Source organism: Mesorhizobium sp. M7A.F.Ca.MR.176.00.0.0 (genome assembly GCF_004023165.1).
GTDB lineage: Bacteria > Pseudomonadota > Alphaproteobacteria > Rhizobiales > Rhizobiaceae > Mesorhizobium.
Map to the genome: position 1 here is coordinate 1 of NZ_RZTC01000126.1, position 16,450 is coordinate 16,450.

General features: G+C 62.6%; 15 protein-coding genes. 9 read left to right on the top strand and 6 right to left on the bottom strand.

Annotation, left to right across the window (positions count from 1 at the left end; translation table 11 throughout):
• Positions 1-4,106, bottom strand: a 4,106-nt coding sequence (locus EOB59_RS29140) for a kinesin (RefSeq protein ID WP_128289810.1), incomplete at its 3' end; no start/stop codon positions are given.
• A gap of 272 nt (positions 4,107-4,378) precedes the next feature.
• Here EOB59_RS29140 and EOB59_RS29145 point away from each other — a divergent pair.
• The 3 genes from EOB59_RS29145 to EOB59_RS29155 all read left to right on the top strand — a co-directional run bounded on the left by EOB59_RS29145 (position 4,379) and on the right by EOB59_RS29155 (position 6,401).
• Complete coding sequence (locus EOB59_RS29145; protein WP_127269546.1) at positions 4,379-4,747, top strand: Hpt domain-containing protein; 369 nt, start codon at positions 4,379-4,381, stop codon at positions 4,745-4,747.
• Between the two features lie 111 nt (positions 4,748-4,858).
• Positions 4,859-5,179, top strand: coding sequence for a 2Fe-2S iron-sulfur cluster-binding protein (locus EOB59_RS29150; RefSeq protein WP_056582251.1), 321 nt, complete (start codon positions 4,859-4,861; stop codon positions 5,177-5,179).
• 193 nt (positions 5,180-5,372) lie between these two features.
• A complete protein-coding gene (locus EOB59_RS29155) occupies positions 5,373-6,401 on the top strand; it encodes an NAD(P)/FAD-dependent oxidoreductase (RefSeq protein ID WP_127269545.1) in 1,029 nt (342 codons plus the stop codon).
• 3 nt (positions 6,402-6,404) lie between these two features.
• On the opposite strand, the gene EOB59_RS29160 is transcribed toward EOB59_RS29155, so the two are convergent.
• Positions 6,405-7,886 (bottom strand): MDR family MFS transporter, encoded by a 1,482-nt coding sequence (locus EOB59_RS29160; protein ID WP_128289811.1) that lies wholly within the window; start codon positions 7,884-7,886, stop codon positions 6,405-6,407.
• Positions 7,887-8,090: 204 nt separating this feature from the next.
• Entirely contained in the window at positions 8,091-8,729 is a 639-nt protein-coding gene (locus EOB59_RS29165) for a DUF922 domain-containing protein (RefSeq protein ID WP_245470134.1), read from the bottom strand.
• A 124-nt stretch (positions 8,730-8,853) separates the two neighbouring features.
• On the opposite strand from EOB59_RS29165, the gene folP reads away from it, so the two are divergent.
• The 3 genes from folP to folK are packed head-to-tail and all read left to right on the top strand — an operon-like array spanning position 8,854 to position 10,564.
• Positions 8,854-9,705, top strand: coding sequence for a dihydropteroate synthase (gene folP, locus EOB59_RS29170; protein ID WP_127810514.1), 852 nt, complete (start codon positions 8,854-8,856; stop codon positions 9,703-9,705).
• A 3-nt stretch (positions 9,706-9,708) separates the two neighbouring features.
• On the top strand, positions 9,709-10,068 hold the full coding sequence (gene folB / locus EOB59_RS29175; protein WP_023813034.1) for a dihydroneopterin aldolase: 360 nt from the start codon (positions 9,709-9,711) through the stop codon (positions 10,066-10,068).
• Positions 10,052-10,564 carry a 2-amino-4-hydroxy-6-hydroxymethyldihydropteridine diphosphokinase gene (gene folK / locus EOB59_RS29180; protein ID WP_128289812.1) on the top strand — a complete coding sequence of 171 codons (513 nt, stop codon included), beginning with the start codon at positions 10,052-10,054 and terminating at the stop codon, positions 10,562-10,564. The genes folB and folK overlap by 17 nt, the downstream gene beginning before the upstream one ends.
• A gap of 154 nt (positions 10,565-10,718) precedes the next feature.
• Here the strand turns inward: folK and EOB59_RS29185 are convergent, their stop codons facing one another.
• Entirely contained in the window at positions 10,719-11,264 is a 546-nt protein-coding gene (locus EOB59_RS29185) for a DUF924 family protein (protein WP_128289813.1), read from the bottom strand.
• 14 nt (positions 11,265-11,278) lie between these two features.
• Positions 11,279-13,114 (bottom strand): monovalent cation:proton antiporter-2 (CPA2) family protein, encoded by a 1,836-nt coding sequence (locus EOB59_RS29190; protein ID WP_127810513.1) that lies wholly within the window; start codon positions 13,112-13,114, stop codon positions 11,279-11,281.
• 160 nt (positions 13,115-13,274) lie between these two features.
• Between EOB59_RS29190 and EOB59_RS29195 the strand changes: the two genes are divergently transcribed.
• The 3 genes from EOB59_RS29195 to EOB59_RS29205 all read left to right on the top strand — a co-directional run bounded on the left by EOB59_RS29195 (position 13,275) and on the right by EOB59_RS29205 (position 15,982).
• Positions 13,275-14,264: an AraC family transcriptional regulator gene (locus tag EOB59_RS29195; protein ID WP_189367526.1), complete on the top strand. Its 990-nt coding sequence runs from the start codon at positions 13,275-13,277 to the stop codon at positions 14,262-14,264.
• 60 nt (positions 14,265-14,324) lie between these two features.
• Entirely contained in the window at positions 14,325-15,533 is a 1,209-nt protein-coding gene (locus EOB59_RS29200) for an MFS transporter (RefSeq protein WP_128289815.1), read from the top strand.
• A 182-nt stretch (positions 15,534-15,715) separates the two neighbouring features.
• Positions 15,716-15,982, top strand: coding sequence for a hypothetical protein (locus tag EOB59_RS29205; protein WP_127271315.1), 267 nt, complete (start codon positions 15,716-15,718; stop codon positions 15,980-15,982).
• Positions 15,983-16,075: 93 nt separating this feature from the next.
• Here EOB59_RS29205 and EOB59_RS29210 read toward each other — a convergent pair.
• The coding region (locus EOB59_RS29210) for a hypothetical protein (RefSeq protein WP_128289816.1) at positions 16,076-16,450 on the bottom strand (375 nt) is incomplete at its 5' end.

A 16,450-nucleotide genomic window follows, 5' to 3' on the forward strand; every position in this document is an offset into this window, starting at 1 on the left:
GATTCGCCGATGCGCATGCCGAGCCGCTGGTCGGCGCCTTCGAAGTTGCGCAGGATGTCGCCGGCACGCGCGGCCAGCGACTGGGCGGTCTCGATAGCGCGGGCAACCAGCTTCTGGTCGGCCGCATCGAACGTGCCGGCAATCTCGCTTGCACGGGCGGCCAGATGATCCGCGGTGTCCTGGGCCCGGGCAGTCAGCTGATCGGCGGCTTCCTGGGCACGGGCGGCCAGCTTCTGATCCGCCGCGTCGAAGGTGCCGGCGATCTCGCTTGCGCGAGCGGCCAGCTGATCGGCGGTTTCATGCGCGCGGGCCAGCAGCGAACTGGATGTATCGTCGGCACGAGCAAGCAAGGCGTTGGACGTATCTTCCGCACGGGCGTGGAGGCGACGGTCTGCATCCTCGAAGGTGCGGGCGATGTCTTCGGCCCGCGCCAGCAGGGCGGCGGACGTCTGCTCGGCGCGCTCGGCGATCTTGCGGTCGGCGTCGCTGAAAGCGGCACCGGCCTGCTCGTGCAGGGTGCTGGTGACTTCCAGCACCTTTTCGCGCAGGGCGCCGGCGACAAACACGGCGCTCTTCTCGAGCACGGCGCGGACGTTGTCGACGCCTGTCGAGAGCGCGCGCTCCATGGTGCCGGCGCGCTCCTCGATGATGCCGGTCTGGCGGCTGAATGCCTGCTCGATCTTCTCGACATCGCCTGCGATAGCGGCAGAGATGTCCGAGCTTCTGGCGGCGATCTGGTCGATGTGGCCCGACAGTGAGCGGTCGACATCCTTGCGGGTCTCGGCCAGCTTGCCGAGATCGTCTTCCAGCGCGCGGGTCAGCATATTGCGGCCTTCGGACAGCTTGCCGACATGTCCGGCGATGACGTCGTCGATACCGCTGCGGCTTTCGGTCAGCTTCTGCAGGTCCGCTTCGAGGGCGCGTTTGAGAATGTCGCGGCCCTCGGCCAGTTTCTCGACCTGGCCGGCGACCAGACCGTCGATGCTGGAGCGGCTTTCGGCCAGCTTGGCAAGGTCGGCTTCCAGCGCGCGCTTGAGAACATCGCGGCCTTCGGCGAGCTTCTCGACCTGGCCGGCGACCAGGCCATCGATGCTGGAGCGGCTCTCGGCCAGCTTGCCGAGATCGTGCTCAAGCGCTTTCGACAGGGTCGAGCGCTCCTGGACGAGCCTTTCCGCGTGGCTGTTGACGAGGCCGCCGACGTTTTCGAGGTCGGCTTCAAGCGCTTTCGACAGCGTCGAACGGTCCTGCACGAGCCTTTCGGAATGGCTGTTGACCAAGCCGTTGACGCTTTCGAGATCAGCCTCGAGCGCCCGGGCGAACTGTGCCCGGTCATCGACCAGTTTCTGCGACTGGTCGGCAATGGTGCCCTTGATCGCATTGAGGTCAGATTCCAGAGCACGCCGCAGGATATCTCGGCCCTCGGACAACTTCTCGACCTGACCCGCAACCAGGCCGTCGATGCTGGAACGGCTGTCGGCCAGCTTGGCGAGGTCATCTTCAAGGGCCCTCGACAGGGCGGAGCGGTCTTGGACGAGCTTGTTCATGTGATCGGCGATGACGCTGTTCACATTCTGCAGATCGGCTTCCAGGACCCGGGAAAGCTGACCGCGATCCTCGGCCAGCTTTTCCGACTGGCTCGATATAACGCCCTTGATCGTGTTCAGATCGGATTCCAGCGCGCGCTTGAGAATGTCGCGGCCTTCCGCCAGCTTCTCGACCTGGCCGGCGACGAGGCCGTCGATGCTCGAACGGCTTTCAGCCAGCTTGGCAAGGTCGGCCTCAAGCGTCTGCGACAGCAGGCCGCGGTCCTCGGCCAGCCGTCCCGAGTGGCTTTCGATCAGGCCGCGTATTCCGGACAGATCGCTGTCGAGCGAATGGGAAAGCTGCGTGCGGTCCTCCGCCAGTTTGGCGGAATGGGTTTCGATGAGGCTCTTGATGCCGACGATGTCGTTTTCCAACGCCTTGGCGAGCACGGCGCGGCCCTCGGCGATCTTCTCGACCTGACCGGCGACCAGACCGTCGATGCTGGCGCGGCTGTCGGACAATTTGCCGAGGTCGGCCTCCAGGGCGCGTGACAGAATGTTGCGGCCCTCGGCAAGCTTTCCAACATGCCCGGCCACCATTTCGTCAATAATCGTACGAGCTTGTACCAGTTTCCCAGAGTCTTCGTTTAGGGCAGTGGAGAGCCTGTTGCGGCCTTCTTCCAGCCTTTCGAGATGGCTGCCGAGCGATGCATCGATGGCCGCCCGCGATTCATTGACCTTGCGCAGGTCCTCTTCGAGAGCGCGCGAGATCAGGCTGCGGCCTTCGGCCAGCTTCTGCACCTGGTTGGTTACCGCCGCATCGATGCCAGCGCGGCCCTCGGCGAACTTCGCCAGGTCGGCCTCCATGGCCGCGGCCATGCGCTCGCGGCTTTCGGACAGTTTCCTGCTGTGGTTCTCGACGGCTTCCTCGATACCGACGCGGGCGTCGGCGAGCCGCTGGATGTCGCTGTCGAACGAACGCGACACGACATGGCGGGCGGCTTCCATGCGCCCGGCGAAGTCGCTGGCGCGGGCTTCGAGCATGGAGGAGGTCGAGGTGACGATATCGGCCATGTCGGCGCCGATCTGGGTCTTGCCCTGATCGATCATCGCCGACAGCGTGTCCTTGCTCTCGGCGAAGGTGTGGGCGATTTCGCGGGCGCGCTCGACCAGCGTTTCGTTGATCTGGCGGGCACGGGCCTCGAGTGCCGCATTGAGCTTCTGCGTTCCGGTGTCCAGCGCCTCGGCGCGGGTCTGGAACTCGCTGATCAGGGCCTGGCCGCGTTCGGCGAGCGTCCGCTCGATGCCGTTGAGGCTGGCCTCGAACTCGGAATTGAGGGTGCGTGCGGCGCCGCCGAGCAGCGACACCATGCCGGTGGTGCGATCGTCGAGCAGATCGGTCAACGACCGTGTCAGGCCGTCAGTGGTGTCCGTCAGCTTGGCAATGCGGGTGTCGAGAAGGCTGGCGAAGGCCTCGCCCGAGGTCGACAGACGGTCGGTGATCGAATCGAGCCGGCCTTCGACGGAATCGAAGATCGACATCGAGCTTTCGTTGATGCGATCGATCAGCGTGTCGCCGGAATTGGTGATCGTCATCGACAATTTGGTCGACGCATTGAGGATCGAGTCGCGGATGATGTCGGAGGCGGCGCCGATCTCGTCCTTCAGCGTCTCGTGCGCGCCGGTGATCGAAGCGCGGACGCGCTCGGCATGGGTGACGACGGCTTCGCGCTCGCTGCCGAGCCCGTCGACCAGCGAGCGGATGCGGGATTCGTTCTCGGAATAGGAGCGTTCGATCTGGTTGACTTCGCTGTGGACAAGCGTTTCCAGCTCGACCGCGCGGGCAAGCGTGCGTTCGATGCCTTCGCCCATGGCCGCGACCTCGCGACGAACGGCCTGGCCGATCATCATGACGCGATCCTGGGCAAGGTTTTCCGGCTCGGTCAGGCGGAAGGCCACTTCGGTCATCGACTGTGCGGCGATGCGCATTTCCTGGGCGCGGCGAATCATGGCGGCGAAGGCCCAGAACAGGATGACGGGCACAATGGCCGCGACCGCAAGGCCGATCAACTCCGGACGGGCAAGGAACTGGTCGAGCGTACGGATTCTCCAGATGCTCGGTCCGAAAAGCAGATTGGCCAAACCGCCGGCGCCGGCGAACCAGGCGAGCGAAACGAAGGCAACGACCCAGTAAATGGTGTTCGAGGCACGCCTGTTGAGGCTGTGCAGGAGCGTCTTATAGTCCTTCTGGCGATCGTCATTGGCCGGTGCGAAACCAGCGGGCTGGGCGCCATTGCGCGGTTCCACGGGGCGCAATTCGGCAGGCTTTGCCTTGGGCGCGGGTTTCGCGGCGTGGTTCTGATTGACCACGGGCTCCGGGTTCTGTTCCGGCTTATGATTGCGTCCCTCGCGCGCCAACTCGTCGGCCGCCTGGGATATCTGAGCTTCCAGATCCTCCATCGAAGCCGCGATGTCGAGGTCGCCGTTGCCGATCTCGTTACTGAGGTCGAGATCGAGCGCCTTTTCCAGTTCCCTGGCCACGTCGCTGTCGAGAGTTCTCGTCGTCGTTGGTTTCTTTGCCATGCCTTCGCTACCCTGTACTAGCTGCCGCGGGCTTATAATTCTGTTTGTCTTGCCCCGCGCAGGAGGCTGAAAATGGACCCCTCGTATCGTAATGACACAGGGGGGTAAAGAAAACATGCATTCCGCGGGATACGTAAAACTTTAAATATAAGGTTAACGGAACTGTGATTTGGGCGCCGCTTTGGCAACATTTTTCCCGGCCATTTATTAACCCGTTGTCCATTGGATTCGCCTAGGTTTTTGGGCGAATCGAAGAAACGGAGTTCGAGTTCATGCGTGGCGAAAGCGGCATTGCCTTCTCAATGCCCGGGGGCGACGTATCCGGACCAAGGCGGTCACGGCCGGTCGATTTGGCACACCTTGCCCGCCAGACGATGGGTGACCGCAGCCTTGAGCAAGAGGTGCTGGCGCTGTTTGTACAGCAGGCGCTGTCCGTGCGCGACAGAATAGTCGACGCCGACATCAAGGACCGGCTTCTGCTCGCCCATGGATTGAAGGGTTCGGCACGGGGCGTCGGCGCCTTTGCCATCGCCGATTGCGCCACCGAGATCGAGCACCGGCCGGAAGACGGCCAGACGCTCAAACGGCTTGGCATGCTGATCGACGAAGTGCGCGATTTCATCGCCGCCATCAACCGCTGAATCCGCGCTGAACCCGATTTGCGGAAAAACGTCATCGGGCGGCGCTTTCATGCGGCAGTTGACTTGTCAGCCGGAGTGATTATCTCGGCTGGAACTCCCTTCAGGTGACAAATGACCAAGCTGACTTTCATTGCCCATGACGGCACGCATTTCGACATGGACGCCGAGAACGGCTCTACGGTCATGGAGAACGCGATCCGCAACGCCGTGCCCGGGATCGAAGCCGAATGCGGCGGCGCCTGCGCCTGTGCCACCTGTCACGTCTATGTCGACGAAGCCTGGACGGCTGAAGTCGGCGAGCCGGAAGCGATGGAAGAGGACATGCTGGACTTCGCTTACGACGTCCAGCCTAACTCACGGCTGTCGTGCCAGATCAAGGTGCGAGACGCGCTCGACGGTCTCATTGTGCGGGTGCCTGCCCGCCAGGGATAAGCGGTATCTTTGCCAACTGATTTTTCCCGCTGTGGCTTGGCAGCGGAGCGATGGTCATGCAGTGTCCTGCTGTTTCACTACAGCGCCGCGCGTCCTCCTGGACGCGCAAAGGACGCTGTAGGACTTTATTTTGCGCATGATCCTTTCCGAAAATCGATCCGATTTTCGGGGTCATGCGCAGCGAGGCACAGGCATGACCGACATTATCAGGACAGACGTGCTTATTGTCGGGGCAGGGCCGGTTGGCCTGTTTGCCGTGTTCGAGCTCGGCCTGTTCGACATGAAGTGCCACCTGATCGACATTCTCGATCGGCCGGGCGGCCAGTGCGCGGAGCTCTATCCGGAAAAGCCGATCTACGACATTCCAGGCTGGCCTTCGATCTCGGCGCAGGGGCTGGTCGACAAATTGCTCGAGCAGATCGCGCCGTTCAAGCCTGATTTCAGCTACAACCGAATGGTTTCCAGCCTGGAAAAATTGGAGGATGGCAGTTTTCGCGTCACCACCGACGAAAACGAGGTGTTCGAGGCCAAGGTGGTGGTGATTGCCGCCGGCGGCGGCTCCTTCCAGCCCAAGCGTCCGCCGATCCCCGGCATAGAGCCCTATGAAGGCAAGAGCGTCTTCTATTCGGTGCGCCGGATGGAGGATTTTCGCGGCCATGACCTCGTTATTGTCGGCGGCGGCGACTCGGCACTCGACTGGACGCTGAACCTGCAGCCGGTGGCAAAGAGCGTGACGCTGGTGCACCGGCGGCCCGAGTTCCGTGCCGCCCCCGACAGCGTCAACAAGATGTATGCCATGCAGGAGATGAGGCAGCTGGAATTCCAGGTCGGGCAGGTGACCGGATTGACCGGTGCCGACGGCCAACTGTCATCGGCCACCATCAAGGGACCGGACGGCGATGTCGAGGTGCCTTGCACGCGCATGCTGCCGTTCTTCGGCCTGACCATGAAGCTCGGACCGATCGCGGAATGGGGTCTCAACCTTCACGAGAACCTTATTCCGGTCGATACCGAGAAGTTCCAGACATCGGTGCCCGGTATCTTCGCGGTCGGCGACATCAACTGGTATCCGGGCAAGCTGAAGCTGATCCTGTCTGGCTTCCACGAAGTGGCGCTGATGGCGCAGGCCGCCAAGCGCATCATCAGCCCCGGCGAGCGCATCGTTTTCCAGTACACGACCTCATCGACCAGCCTGCAGAAGAAGCTCGGCGTCTCCGGCTGAAGCTTACTCGGCGAGGACGGGCGCCGCATTGTCGGCGTAACCGCGAAGCTCCTTTTCGGGCATCAGCGTCAGCGTGATCAGCCCCAGCAGCAATGTAGCGGCGGCGACGGCAAAGATCATCACGAACGGCTCGACCGTCGCGCTATGGCCAGCGATCCGCACGCCTTCACCGGCAAGCGGCAAGCCGTAGCCCAGGGCGACCGCGCCGAGCATCGCGACCCCAAGCGCACTGCCAAGCGAACGCAGGAATGTCAGCACGCCCGTCGCGACGCCAAGATGCACGCGATCGACGGCGTTCTGGACCGACACGGTGGTGACCGGAAACGTCGTTCCGGTTCCAAACCCGATGCAGATCGTCAAGACCTCTACCTCCAGCAGCGTTGCATATCCTGCGACGACGGCCAGCAGGCAGAGGCACAGCATGCTGAAGACGACGCCCACCATCGCAATGCGCTTGTAGTGGGTGAAATGCGGTATCATACGGCCGCTGAATGCCGCGCCGCCGACGGTCCCCAGCAAAAGCCCAAGCATCGCGATGCCCGACTCTGCCGCCGACAGGCCGAGCACCGCCTGAAGATAGACGGGCAGGTACACAGCCATGCCGACGCTTGCGGCCTGAAGCAGGAACATCGAAAGCGTCCCCGCCAGAACGATTGGATTGCCAAGCACTTCGAGGGAAATGAGCGGCTCTGCGGCTCGCATAAGCCGCAAGGCAAAAGCGCCCCAGAAAATCGCCGAACCGCAGAGAACGCCGATGACTTCAAGCGAAATCCAGGGATAGGCGCTGCCGCCCCAGTTCAATGCGAGCAGCAGCAGCGCCGTGGCAACGATCAGAAGCAACGCGCCCAGGCCGTCGATGCGGTGGCGCTTTGCGGCAACCGGCAGCTTCTTGAGCGGCTTGTTGATGATCGCCATCGCAAGAACACCAAGCGGAATGTTGATCCAGAAGATCAGGGACCAGTGCAGGTGCTCTGCGAAAGTGCCGCCGAGCAACGGACCGGCAACGCTGGCGACAGCCCATGTGCCGGAGAACCAGGCGGCATAGCGTGCCCGCTCGCGCGGCGGAACGAGATCGCCGACGACGGTCTGCGTCAACGCGAACAAGCCGCCGCCGCCGGCGCCCTGGATCGCCCGCCCGACAACCAGCACAAACATGTTGGGAGCCATCGCACTGACCAGCGATCCCGCCAAAAAGATCAGGATCGCGGCATAGACAGTCGGCCGGCGGCCGTAGACGTCGGAAATCTTGCCGTAGAGCGGGGCCACGGCGGTAGCGGTCAGGAGATAACCGGTGACGATCCATGGCAGATAGTGTGCGTTTCCGAGCGCATGCCCAATGGTCGGCATGGCTGGCGCAACAATGGTCTGGTCGAGTGCCGCCAACAGCATCGACAACAGCACGCCGCCGATAATGGCGTTCTTTTCGCTCTCTGTTATCGGCGTGCCGGTTTCCGCCATCGTTTTGTTATCGACAGCCTGGTCCATGATCGTTCATCCATAAGCTTGCGATTTGACCGGCCCTGTTCAGCCGTTCCGGTTTCTTGACCGTTTGGATCGCATTGGTGTTTTAAGCTCGCGTCTGGCGAGCCTGACATATGTCGTCCCATATAGGCCGGTTTCGACAGGGGCTCGAAAGTTTTTCGAATCTGGCACTACCTTCGGCGATTTTGGCTTTCAGTTCGGGTGCGTTCAGGCCGGCGGCAGTCGGCCATTCCCGATGCGCTCCATGCGGTAGCGCAGCAGCCGCAAGATGCGGCTTTCGAAATTGACGCTTTCGACGCGGTCGAACTGAAGCTGGGCGCGGTCGTGCCTGGCCAGAACAGCCGCGGTGATGGCTGCCGCCTTGGCCTTGGCGGCGTCGCAGTTCTTTTGCGGGTAGGTGGCCTTCAAGGCCTCTTCGAGTTCGCCGCCATGGTTCTTGGCGATTTCGACATGGCGCTCCTCATGGCGCTTGATGTCGGCGGACAGCGTATCCCAGAACAGCCTGACATCGGCATCGGCCTTGCGCGGGCGCCGCCACTCGGGAAGGATCACCTTCACTTTGACGGTCACCGCCGCGTCGGCGATCCTGCAGGAACTCGGTGTCTGCGCATAGCTGACACGGGTGGTGAAGGCCATCTGCGTGGCGCCCGGGTGCCGGTTGCCGGTGCTTTTCACCTCCGGCCCGCGTTTGGAGAGTTGTGCCTCGATGTCGTCGAGGGTGCTGCCGCCGATGGCGAAATAGCTGTACGTCTTGACGAGATTGGCGGTCGCCGCCGGAAGCGGGGTCATGGCGAGCAGCAGCGCGCAAGCCAAGGATCGTTTCACGCCCAGGGACCGTCTTTTCATGCCAAGCATGGCTCGCTTCATCATGTTGCCTCTTCGACCACCTTGCTTTACGGCCGTTGCCGGCGCAATGAAATTGATCCGCCAGGGATCACACATGATTGATGAACTCCATGGTCGATGAGCAATGACGGCCCGGCGATGGCAGTTGGCGCATGGACGCCATCTCGACCTTGGCGGCAAGGCCGTGGTCGTCGGCATCCTCAATGTCACGCCCGATAGCTTTTCCGACGGCGGCCAGTTCGACGCCCCTGAAAAGGCGCTGGCCCAGGCGCGCCGCATGATCGGGGAAGGGGCACTGGTTGTCGATGTCGGCGGAGAATCGACGCGCCCAGGTGCTGCCGCGGTATCGGCCAGCCAGGAACAGGAGCGCATCCTGCCGGTGATCGAAGCGCTGGCGGGCGTGAGCGAGGTGCTGATTTCGGTCGACACCTATCGTGCCGACACGGCGCGGCTGGCGGTAGCCGGCGGCGCGCATATCGTCAACGATGTCTGGGGTTTGCAGCGCGAGCCCGAGATTGCGCGTGTCGCCGCCGACACCGGCGCGGGGCTTGTCATCATGCATACTGGGCGGGATCGCCAGAAGCTGCCGGATGCGATTGCCGATCAACTGACGTTCCTGCGAAGGTCGCTGGAAATCGCCCGCCAGAACGGCATCGCCGACGATCGTATCGTGCTCGATCCCGGTTTCGGATTCGCCAAGGAGACGGCGGAGGAAAATCTCGACCTGATGGCACGCTTTTCGGAATTGCATGCCCTCGGCCTGCCGCTGATGGCCGGTACGTCGCGAAAACGCTTCATCGGCACGGTCACCGGCCGTGATGCCGCCGACAGAGGGGTCGGAACAGCGGCGACCAGCGTTATATTGAGGCTCCAGGGCGCCGATCTGTTTCGCGTCCACGATGTCGCATTCAACGTGGACGCTTTGGCGCTCGCGGATGCTATGCTGGCGCGTCGGACGGACCAGGCGAGAAACTGAGCGATGTATGTCATCCGCATGAAGAACTGCGCTTTCTTTGCCCGGCACGGCGTGCTGGACGAGGAGGAAAGGCTCGGCCAGCGCTTCTATGTCGATGCTGTTCTCACCGTCGATCCAGGCCGCGCACTTGCCGAGGATTCGATCGAGGATACAGTCCACTACGGCATTGCATTCACCGTCATTGAGAAGATCATCACCGGGCAGCGCCGTTTTCTGATCGAGTCGCTGGCGCTCGAAGTGGCCCGTGCGCTGACGGCGCGTTTTCCGCAGATAAAGAAAGCCGAGATCACGGTGCGCAAGCCGAACGCACCGGTGCCCGGCGTGCTCGATTATGTCGAGGTGACCGTTGTCTGGCCCGAATAGTACCGTTTATCTCAGCCTTGGCGGCAATCTTGGCGATCCGGCGAAATCCATGGGCGCGGCGCTGCGCATGCTGGATGCCGACGCGGATACGCGCGTCACCGGCGTCTCCTCGCTTTATCGCACGCCGCCATGGGGCAAGCTCGATCAGCCGGATTTTCTCAATGCGGCCGCCGAAATTTCCACCGTCCTTGCACCGCGTGCCTTGCTCGACCTCTGCCTCGATGCGGAGCGCAAGCTGAAGCGTGTCCGGGAGGAGCGCTGGGGGCCGCGGCTGATCGATATCGACATTCTGGTGTTCGGCGACCGCGTCATCCACGAGACCGGACTGGAGGTGCCGCATCCGCGCATGCTGGAGCGCGCCTTCGTGCTGGCGCCGCTGGCCGAGATCGCGCCCGGCCTGGTTGTCAGCGGTCGCAGCATCACCGACCGCCTGGTCGCCGTCGGTACTTCAGGCATCGAGCGATTGTCCTCCGGCCGGGATTGGTGGTTGGCCTAGGTGCGTTGATATTCAGGTGATGCCGGCCTGCAAACGGCGAGTTCCTGCGCTTCCGGTGCTCACGTACCCAAATGTACGCTCCGCTCCGGTTCTCGGAACCCACCGTTTTCGACTCGGCCTGACCTGAATCTCAACACACCTTGGAGCGGGGTCTTTAACCGGAGAAACCGCCGCCATCCAGGAACGTCTGCTCCTGCGGGGTGGTTTCGCGGCCAAGCATCTTGTTTCGGTGCGGAAAACGGCCGAAATTCTGAATGATATCGCGGTGTTCGACAGCGTACTTCAGGTATGGCTCGGCCCAGGCCTGCGTCAGTTCGACCGAAATGTCCTGGTCGGCCAGCAGTTCCGAATGCTCGTAAGGCAGGTAGAGGAAAACGCGGAGTTCTTCCTCGAGTGCCAGGTCATGACCAGCCGCGATCGCCCTCTCCGCGAAATATCTGGCGAGCGGATCGGTCGCGTACATATGGCCGGTGCCGCGAAAACAGTTCCGCGGAAACTGGTCGAGCAGGATCATCAGCGCCAGCGCGCCTTCGGCATGTTCCAGCCAGTCGTCGCATTCACGCCGCGCGGCGGCGTAGTGCAGGCCGAGAAAGCGGTCGCGGAACTCGGCATCGAATGCCTCCTTCTTCTCGAACCAGGCATCCTCGCCGGCATCGCGCCAGAATTTGGTGACCGACAGGGCCCTGCTGTCCAATTCCATGCCTAATTCCTTGCTCAATCGGCGGGTTCGGACTTGTGCAGCACACCCGCGGTTTCTTCATTGAGTGCCTGACCAGGCCGGCGCGGCGTGGAGAGCGGTGTCGGAATCGGCGTACCGATATTGCCTCTCAGGAAGCGCTGTCCGGCGCGAATGCCTTCGGCAAGCTGGGTTTCGAAGCGATCGGTGTCGCGGCGCCTGACGTCTTCGATCGTTTCAGCCACGTCTTCGGGATCGACGCCCAGCGATTCCAGGGCCGAGCCGCCGAAAACAAGTGCGGATTCGAAGGTTTCGCGCAGCTGGTAGTCGACGCCGGCGCGAATGAGCTGCAGCGCGGTACCACGATCGAAAGCGCGGGCCAGCACGGTGAGCAAAGGAAACTCAGCCTTGATGAGCTCCGCGATGCGAACAGCCACATCGGCCTTGTCGACGCAGATCAGCACGGCGCGCGCACGGCCGGCGCCGGCGGCATGCAGGATGTCCAGTCGCGTGCCGTCGCCATAATAGACCTTGAAGCCGAAATCGGCCGCCGCCTGGATCATTTCGACGTCATTGTCGATGATCGAGACGTCGATGCCGCGCAGCAGCAGCGGCTGGCTCGCGATCTGGCCGAAGCGGCCGAAACCAATGACCAGCACGCTGCCGGTCAGGCCATCGGCGACATCGACCCCGTCGAGCGACTGCTCGTCACGCGGCGTCAGATAGCGCAAGGCGATGATGGCCAGCGGCGTCAGTACCATGGAGATGATGACGATCGCCGTCAGCGTCGCGTTGGCCTGGCCGTCGATGATGCCGACCGCCGCGGCCGCCGAGTAAAGGACAAAGGCGAATTCGCCGCCTTGTGCCATGAAGACCGCGCGCTCCAGGGCTTCGCGGTGGCCTGATTTCAGGATGCGGGCGACGATGTAGATACCGAATGCCTTCATCACCATGTAGGCGACGACATAGATGGCGATCAGCCGCCAGTTCGCCGCGACCACATGCAGGTCGAGCGACATGCCTACCGCGAGAAAGAACAGGCCAAGCAGGATGCCGCGGAAGGGTTCGATGTCGGCTTCGAGTTGGTGGCGGAAGGTTGATTCGGACAAGAGCACGCCGGCCAGGAAGGCACCCATCGCCATCGACAGGCCGCTGAGCTGCATGGCGAGGGCGGACCCAAGGACGACCAGAAGTGCCGCCGCCGTCATCACTTCACGGGCACGGGCATCCGCCAGGATGCGGAAGAACGGGTTGAGCAGATAACGGCCGGCCACCACCAGGCCGACGATTGCGGCAAGGCCGATGCCGATTTCGGTCAGCCGCTCCATCAGGCTGGTGTCGGCACCGCCGGGCGCCAGGAACGCGATCAGCGCCAGCAGCGGCACGATGGCAAGGTCCTCGAGCAGCAGCACCGATACGATGCGCTGTCCTTTCGGTGCAGCGATCTCGCCGCGTTCCTCCAGAAGCTGCATGACGATCGCCGTCGAGGTCAGCACGAAGCCGGCGCCGGCGACGAAGGATTGCGCGATCGGAAACCCTCCGGCCATGCCGACACCGGTCAACAGCAGCGCGCAGACGCCGACCTGCAGCGCACCGAGGCCAAAGATCTCACGGCGCAGGCCCCACAGCCGCGACGGCTGCATTTCCAGCCCAATGATGAACAGGAACATCACCACACCGAGCTCGGCGACATGAAGAATGGCTTCCGATTCGGAAAAGACGCCGAGGCCGAACGGACCGATCACCACGCCGGCGGCCAGATAGCCGAGGATCGAGCCAAGGCCCATGCGCTTGAAGATCGGAACGGCAACGACGCCGGCAGCAAGCAGTGCCACCACCTGAACCAGATCACTGCCCGATGCTTCCGCCGCCATGCCTCTTGTCCCTGTGTGTAGCAGAACTCCTTGCATGCAGTTGGAGTGGGAGGCAAGGCGAGAAATCTGCCGGGAGGGGTAGGGTGCCGCTGCAACGATTTACTTTGTGGAACAACGGTCCCCGCTTGCCTGCCGGACGTTCGGCATCTATATCAGGTATATGCCTGACTATTCGTCCCGGCCGTCTTCGACGCCACATATCCCGATGGATGCGCTCAGCGAAGTTCTGCAAGACTTTCGCTTGAGTGGTGTCAACTATGGCCGCTGCGAGCTCCGGCACCCATGGAGCATAGACTTTCCGCAACAACAGCTGCTTCGGTTTCACTTTGTCGGCCAGGGCCCGTGTTGGATTCATACTGAATCGCAAGGCTGGCAGGAGTTACGCGATGGCGATCTGGTGCTGTTGCCACAAGGCATCGCCCATCGGCTGGCGAGCGCGCCGGACGTTGCAGGGGACTCGCTCGAAGGTTGCAAGGTGATCAAGTTGGGGGGCAACGTCTGCGAAGTGGTACGGCAAGGAACGGGCGCGACGAGCACCCTTTTCTGCGGCTCCATGGCCTTGGATTCCTATGCGCTCAACCCATTGATCACGTTGATGCCGCCTGTCATCAAGGGTTGCGACGTGGCCGGCAATGACCCGGTCGTCGGTCCTTTGCTGGCGGCCATGACGGTGGAGGCCTCGCAACCGCAGATGGGCAGCGCCACGATTCTGTCGCGTATGGCCGACTTGCTGACGGCCCGTCTCATACGCTGCTGGGTCAATTGCAACGGAGCCTCGACCACCGGTTGGCTCGCAGCCATCCGCGACCCCCATATAGGCCGCGCTTTGGCGGCCATGCACCGCGACCCCGGCCACAACTGGACGCTGGGAAGCCTGGCCGGCGTGGCAGGCCAATCGCGTTCGATTTTCGCCGAACGTTTCAGTGCGGTATTGGGAGAGGGTGCCGCACACTATCTCGCCCGCCTGCGCATGCAGCTTGCCCGCGAATTGCTGGGCCAAAACGGCTTGTCGGTTGCCGAAGTCGCTACCCGTTTGGGATATGATTCCGAGGCATCCTTCGCGCGCGCGTTCAAGCGCATCACCAATGTCTCGCCGGGCGTTGTGCGCCGCACAATTCCCGGACGAATGGATATGAATTTCGGATTCTAAGATACATATCATCCGAGCGGACTTGCCTATTTAAGACCTCCAAACTTTGGAGATCTTTCCGTGACTGACACAACATTACAGCTTGAAGACGCCGCGATTGGCCTTGATGCCGATGCACCAGCCGCATGGAGCGCAGCCACCTGGTTCGCGGTCATTTCATTGGCGGCCACCAGCTTTGCCCTGGTGTCGGCCGAATTCCTGCCCGCAGGTCTGCTGACGCCAATGGCACGCGATCTCGGCATCAGCGAGGGGACGGCCGGCCAGGTCGTCACCGCCACCGCTTCCGTCGGCGCTGTGACGGCCATGTTGAGCAATGTTCTCATCGGCCGCTTGAATCGCAAGGCGGTGCTGGTTGGTCTCAGCGCCCTCGCGGTCGGTTCCAATATCCTGGCGGCGCTGGCGACCGATTTCTGGCTGTTGCTGTTGGGCCGGGCCGGGCTGGGCATCGCTCTCAGCGCTTTCTGGGCACTTTCGGTCGCCGTCGTGGCGAGGCTGGTTGGCGCCAATGCGACAGGTCGGGGCATGGCGATCGTCACCCTCGGCGTCTCGCTTGCCACCATTGCCGCACCGTCGATGGGCGCGCTGATCAGTGACTGGATTGGGTGGCGCAGTGCCATGGCCATGACGGCGGGGCTGGCCGCGCTTGCCATGCTGCTGCAGCTTCTCAGCCTGCCGACCTTGCCTGCAACGGCAAGCAACAGCCTTGCAGATGTATTTCGGCTGACCCGGCGGCGCGGCATCCAACTCGGCATGCTGGCCATTGTTTTGCTGATGACGGGGCATTTTGCCGGCTCGGTCTATGTGCGTCCCTTCCTCGAACAGGTGACACTCCTTACAACCGGACCGATTGCCCTGGCTCTGCTCGGGTTTGGCATCGCTGCCGTGATCGGTAATGTTGCCGGCGGCCGCATGGCCGACACCAACATCCACATGGCCCTCGCAGTCACCGCAGCGTTGATGGCGGTTGCGGCACTTACTTTGCTGCTTTGGGGCTCGCATATCGGCGTTGCCTTCGGCTTCGTTACGCTGTGGGGTTTCGCCTTTGGCATGGCGCCGGTGGTGCTGCCGACCAATATGTCGCGCGCGGCGCCTGATGCGCTGGAGGCAGCGGGCAGCCTGATGGTCACCTCTTTCCAAATTGCCATCACCATCGGCGCGGTTGTCGGCGGCTATGTCGTGGACACCTATGGCGCGACCGGGCCTTTGACTCTGACTGCTGTCCTTGCCGCATCGACCGCCGTCTTGGCGCTGCTGCAGCCACGCAGCTGAACTTTGCTGCCGCCGATAAAATAGCCTGAATCCGGGCCGCCGCCGATGTTGCAGGCGCGATACACAAGTTGAGGCCGGGAACACGTTGCATCTTGCCGCAATCGAAGGCTAAGGACGCTCGGCTTCGGCCATTGGAGGGTGATCGACGATCAAGTCGCGCCCTTTTTGAGGAGATGACTGACATGAAGAAGTTTTTGTTTGTTGCCGTCGGCCTGGCGGTGCTTGCCGGTTCGGCTTGCTCGAAGGCGCCCGAGTGCACGGCGGAAATCGCGACCAAGAAGGCGCAGGACATGGCTACCGCGCTGCAGGAAGCGATTACCAAGGACCCGTCCAAAGCGGCTGATCTGACGGCCAAGGTCCAGGCGGTGACAACCAAGTATCAGGGCGCTACGACATTGGCCGACGCCTGCAAGGCCTATGACGAACTGACGGCCACAATCAAAGGCTAACGCCCTGATTTGAGATCAAGGCCTAAGCGCCTGATTCGATTGGTCAAGGGAGAGGGCGGTGACCGTTGGGTCGCCGCCTTTTTTTCGGATTTTTCAGTTCGGCGCGATGGAGCCGACTTCGACTGCGTCGACGCGCTTCAGGCTCATGCCGATCACCGGCACCAATTGGTCGTCGACGCGCACGGCAATAGTCACTGTCATCGAATTGTCGTCAGGGATGCGAGCCTGCATGACGCCGCGGAGCTGGTTGCGGTTGATGGTGAAGACCACTTTGCGGGGATCGACGACGTTGCCGCCGATGATGTCGAGGCCGGAACCGGCCGCGCCACCCATAAAGCTGCCCTTGTAGCCCTCGCGGCCCTTGCGCTCGATCTTGGCCGACATCTGCTGGGTGAACATGCCAACCCGGCAGCCGCCGTCGAGCGACATGCCGACCTTGCCGTCGGGCGTCGAGCCGGTGAAGCCTGT

Excerpts from the sequence above, each read along its gene's own strand:
- EOB59_RS29145 (WP_127269546.1), top strand. The coding sequence starts at position 4,379 with ATGCGTGGCGAAAGCGGCATTGCCTTCTCAATGCCCGGGGGCGACGTA.
- EOB59_RS29150 (WP_056582251.1), top strand. The coding sequence starts at position 4,859 with ATGACCAAGCTGACTTTCATTGCCCATGACGGCACGCATTTCGACATG.
- EOB59_RS29155 (WP_127269545.1), top strand. The coding sequence starts at position 5,373 with ATGACCGACATTATCAGGACAGACGTGCTTATTGTCGGGGCAGGGCCG.
- EOB59_RS29160 (WP_128289811.1), bottom strand. The coding sequence starts at position 7,886 with ATGGACCAGGCTGTCGATAACAAAACGATGGCGGAAACCGGCACGCCG.
- EOB59_RS29165 (WP_245470134.1), bottom strand. The coding sequence starts at position 8,729 with ATGAAAAGACGGTCCCTGGGCGTGAAACGATCCTTGGCTTGCGCGCTG.
- folP (WP_127810514.1), top strand. The coding sequence starts at position 8,854 with ATGACGGCCCGGCGATGGCAGTTGGCGCATGGACGCCATCTCGACCTT.
- folB (WP_023813034.1), top strand. The coding sequence starts at position 9,709 with ATGTATGTCATCCGCATGAAGAACTGCGCTTTCTTTGCCCGGCACGGC.
- EOB59_RS29185 (WP_128289813.1), bottom strand. The coding sequence starts at position 11,264 with ATGGAATTGGACAGCAGGGCCCTGTCGGTCACCAAATTCTGGCGCGAT.
- EOB59_RS29190 (WP_127810513.1), bottom strand. The coding sequence starts at position 13,114 with ATGGCGGCGGAAGCATCGGGCAGTGATCTGGTTCAGGTGGTGGCACTG.
- EOB59_RS29195 (WP_189367526.1), top strand. The coding sequence starts at position 13,275 with ATGCCTGACTATTCGTCCCGGCCGTCTTCGACGCCACATATCCCGATG.
- EOB59_RS29205 (WP_127271315.1), top strand. The coding sequence starts at position 15,716 with ATGAAGAAGTTTTTGTTTGTTGCCGTCGGCCTGGCGGTGCTTGCCGGT.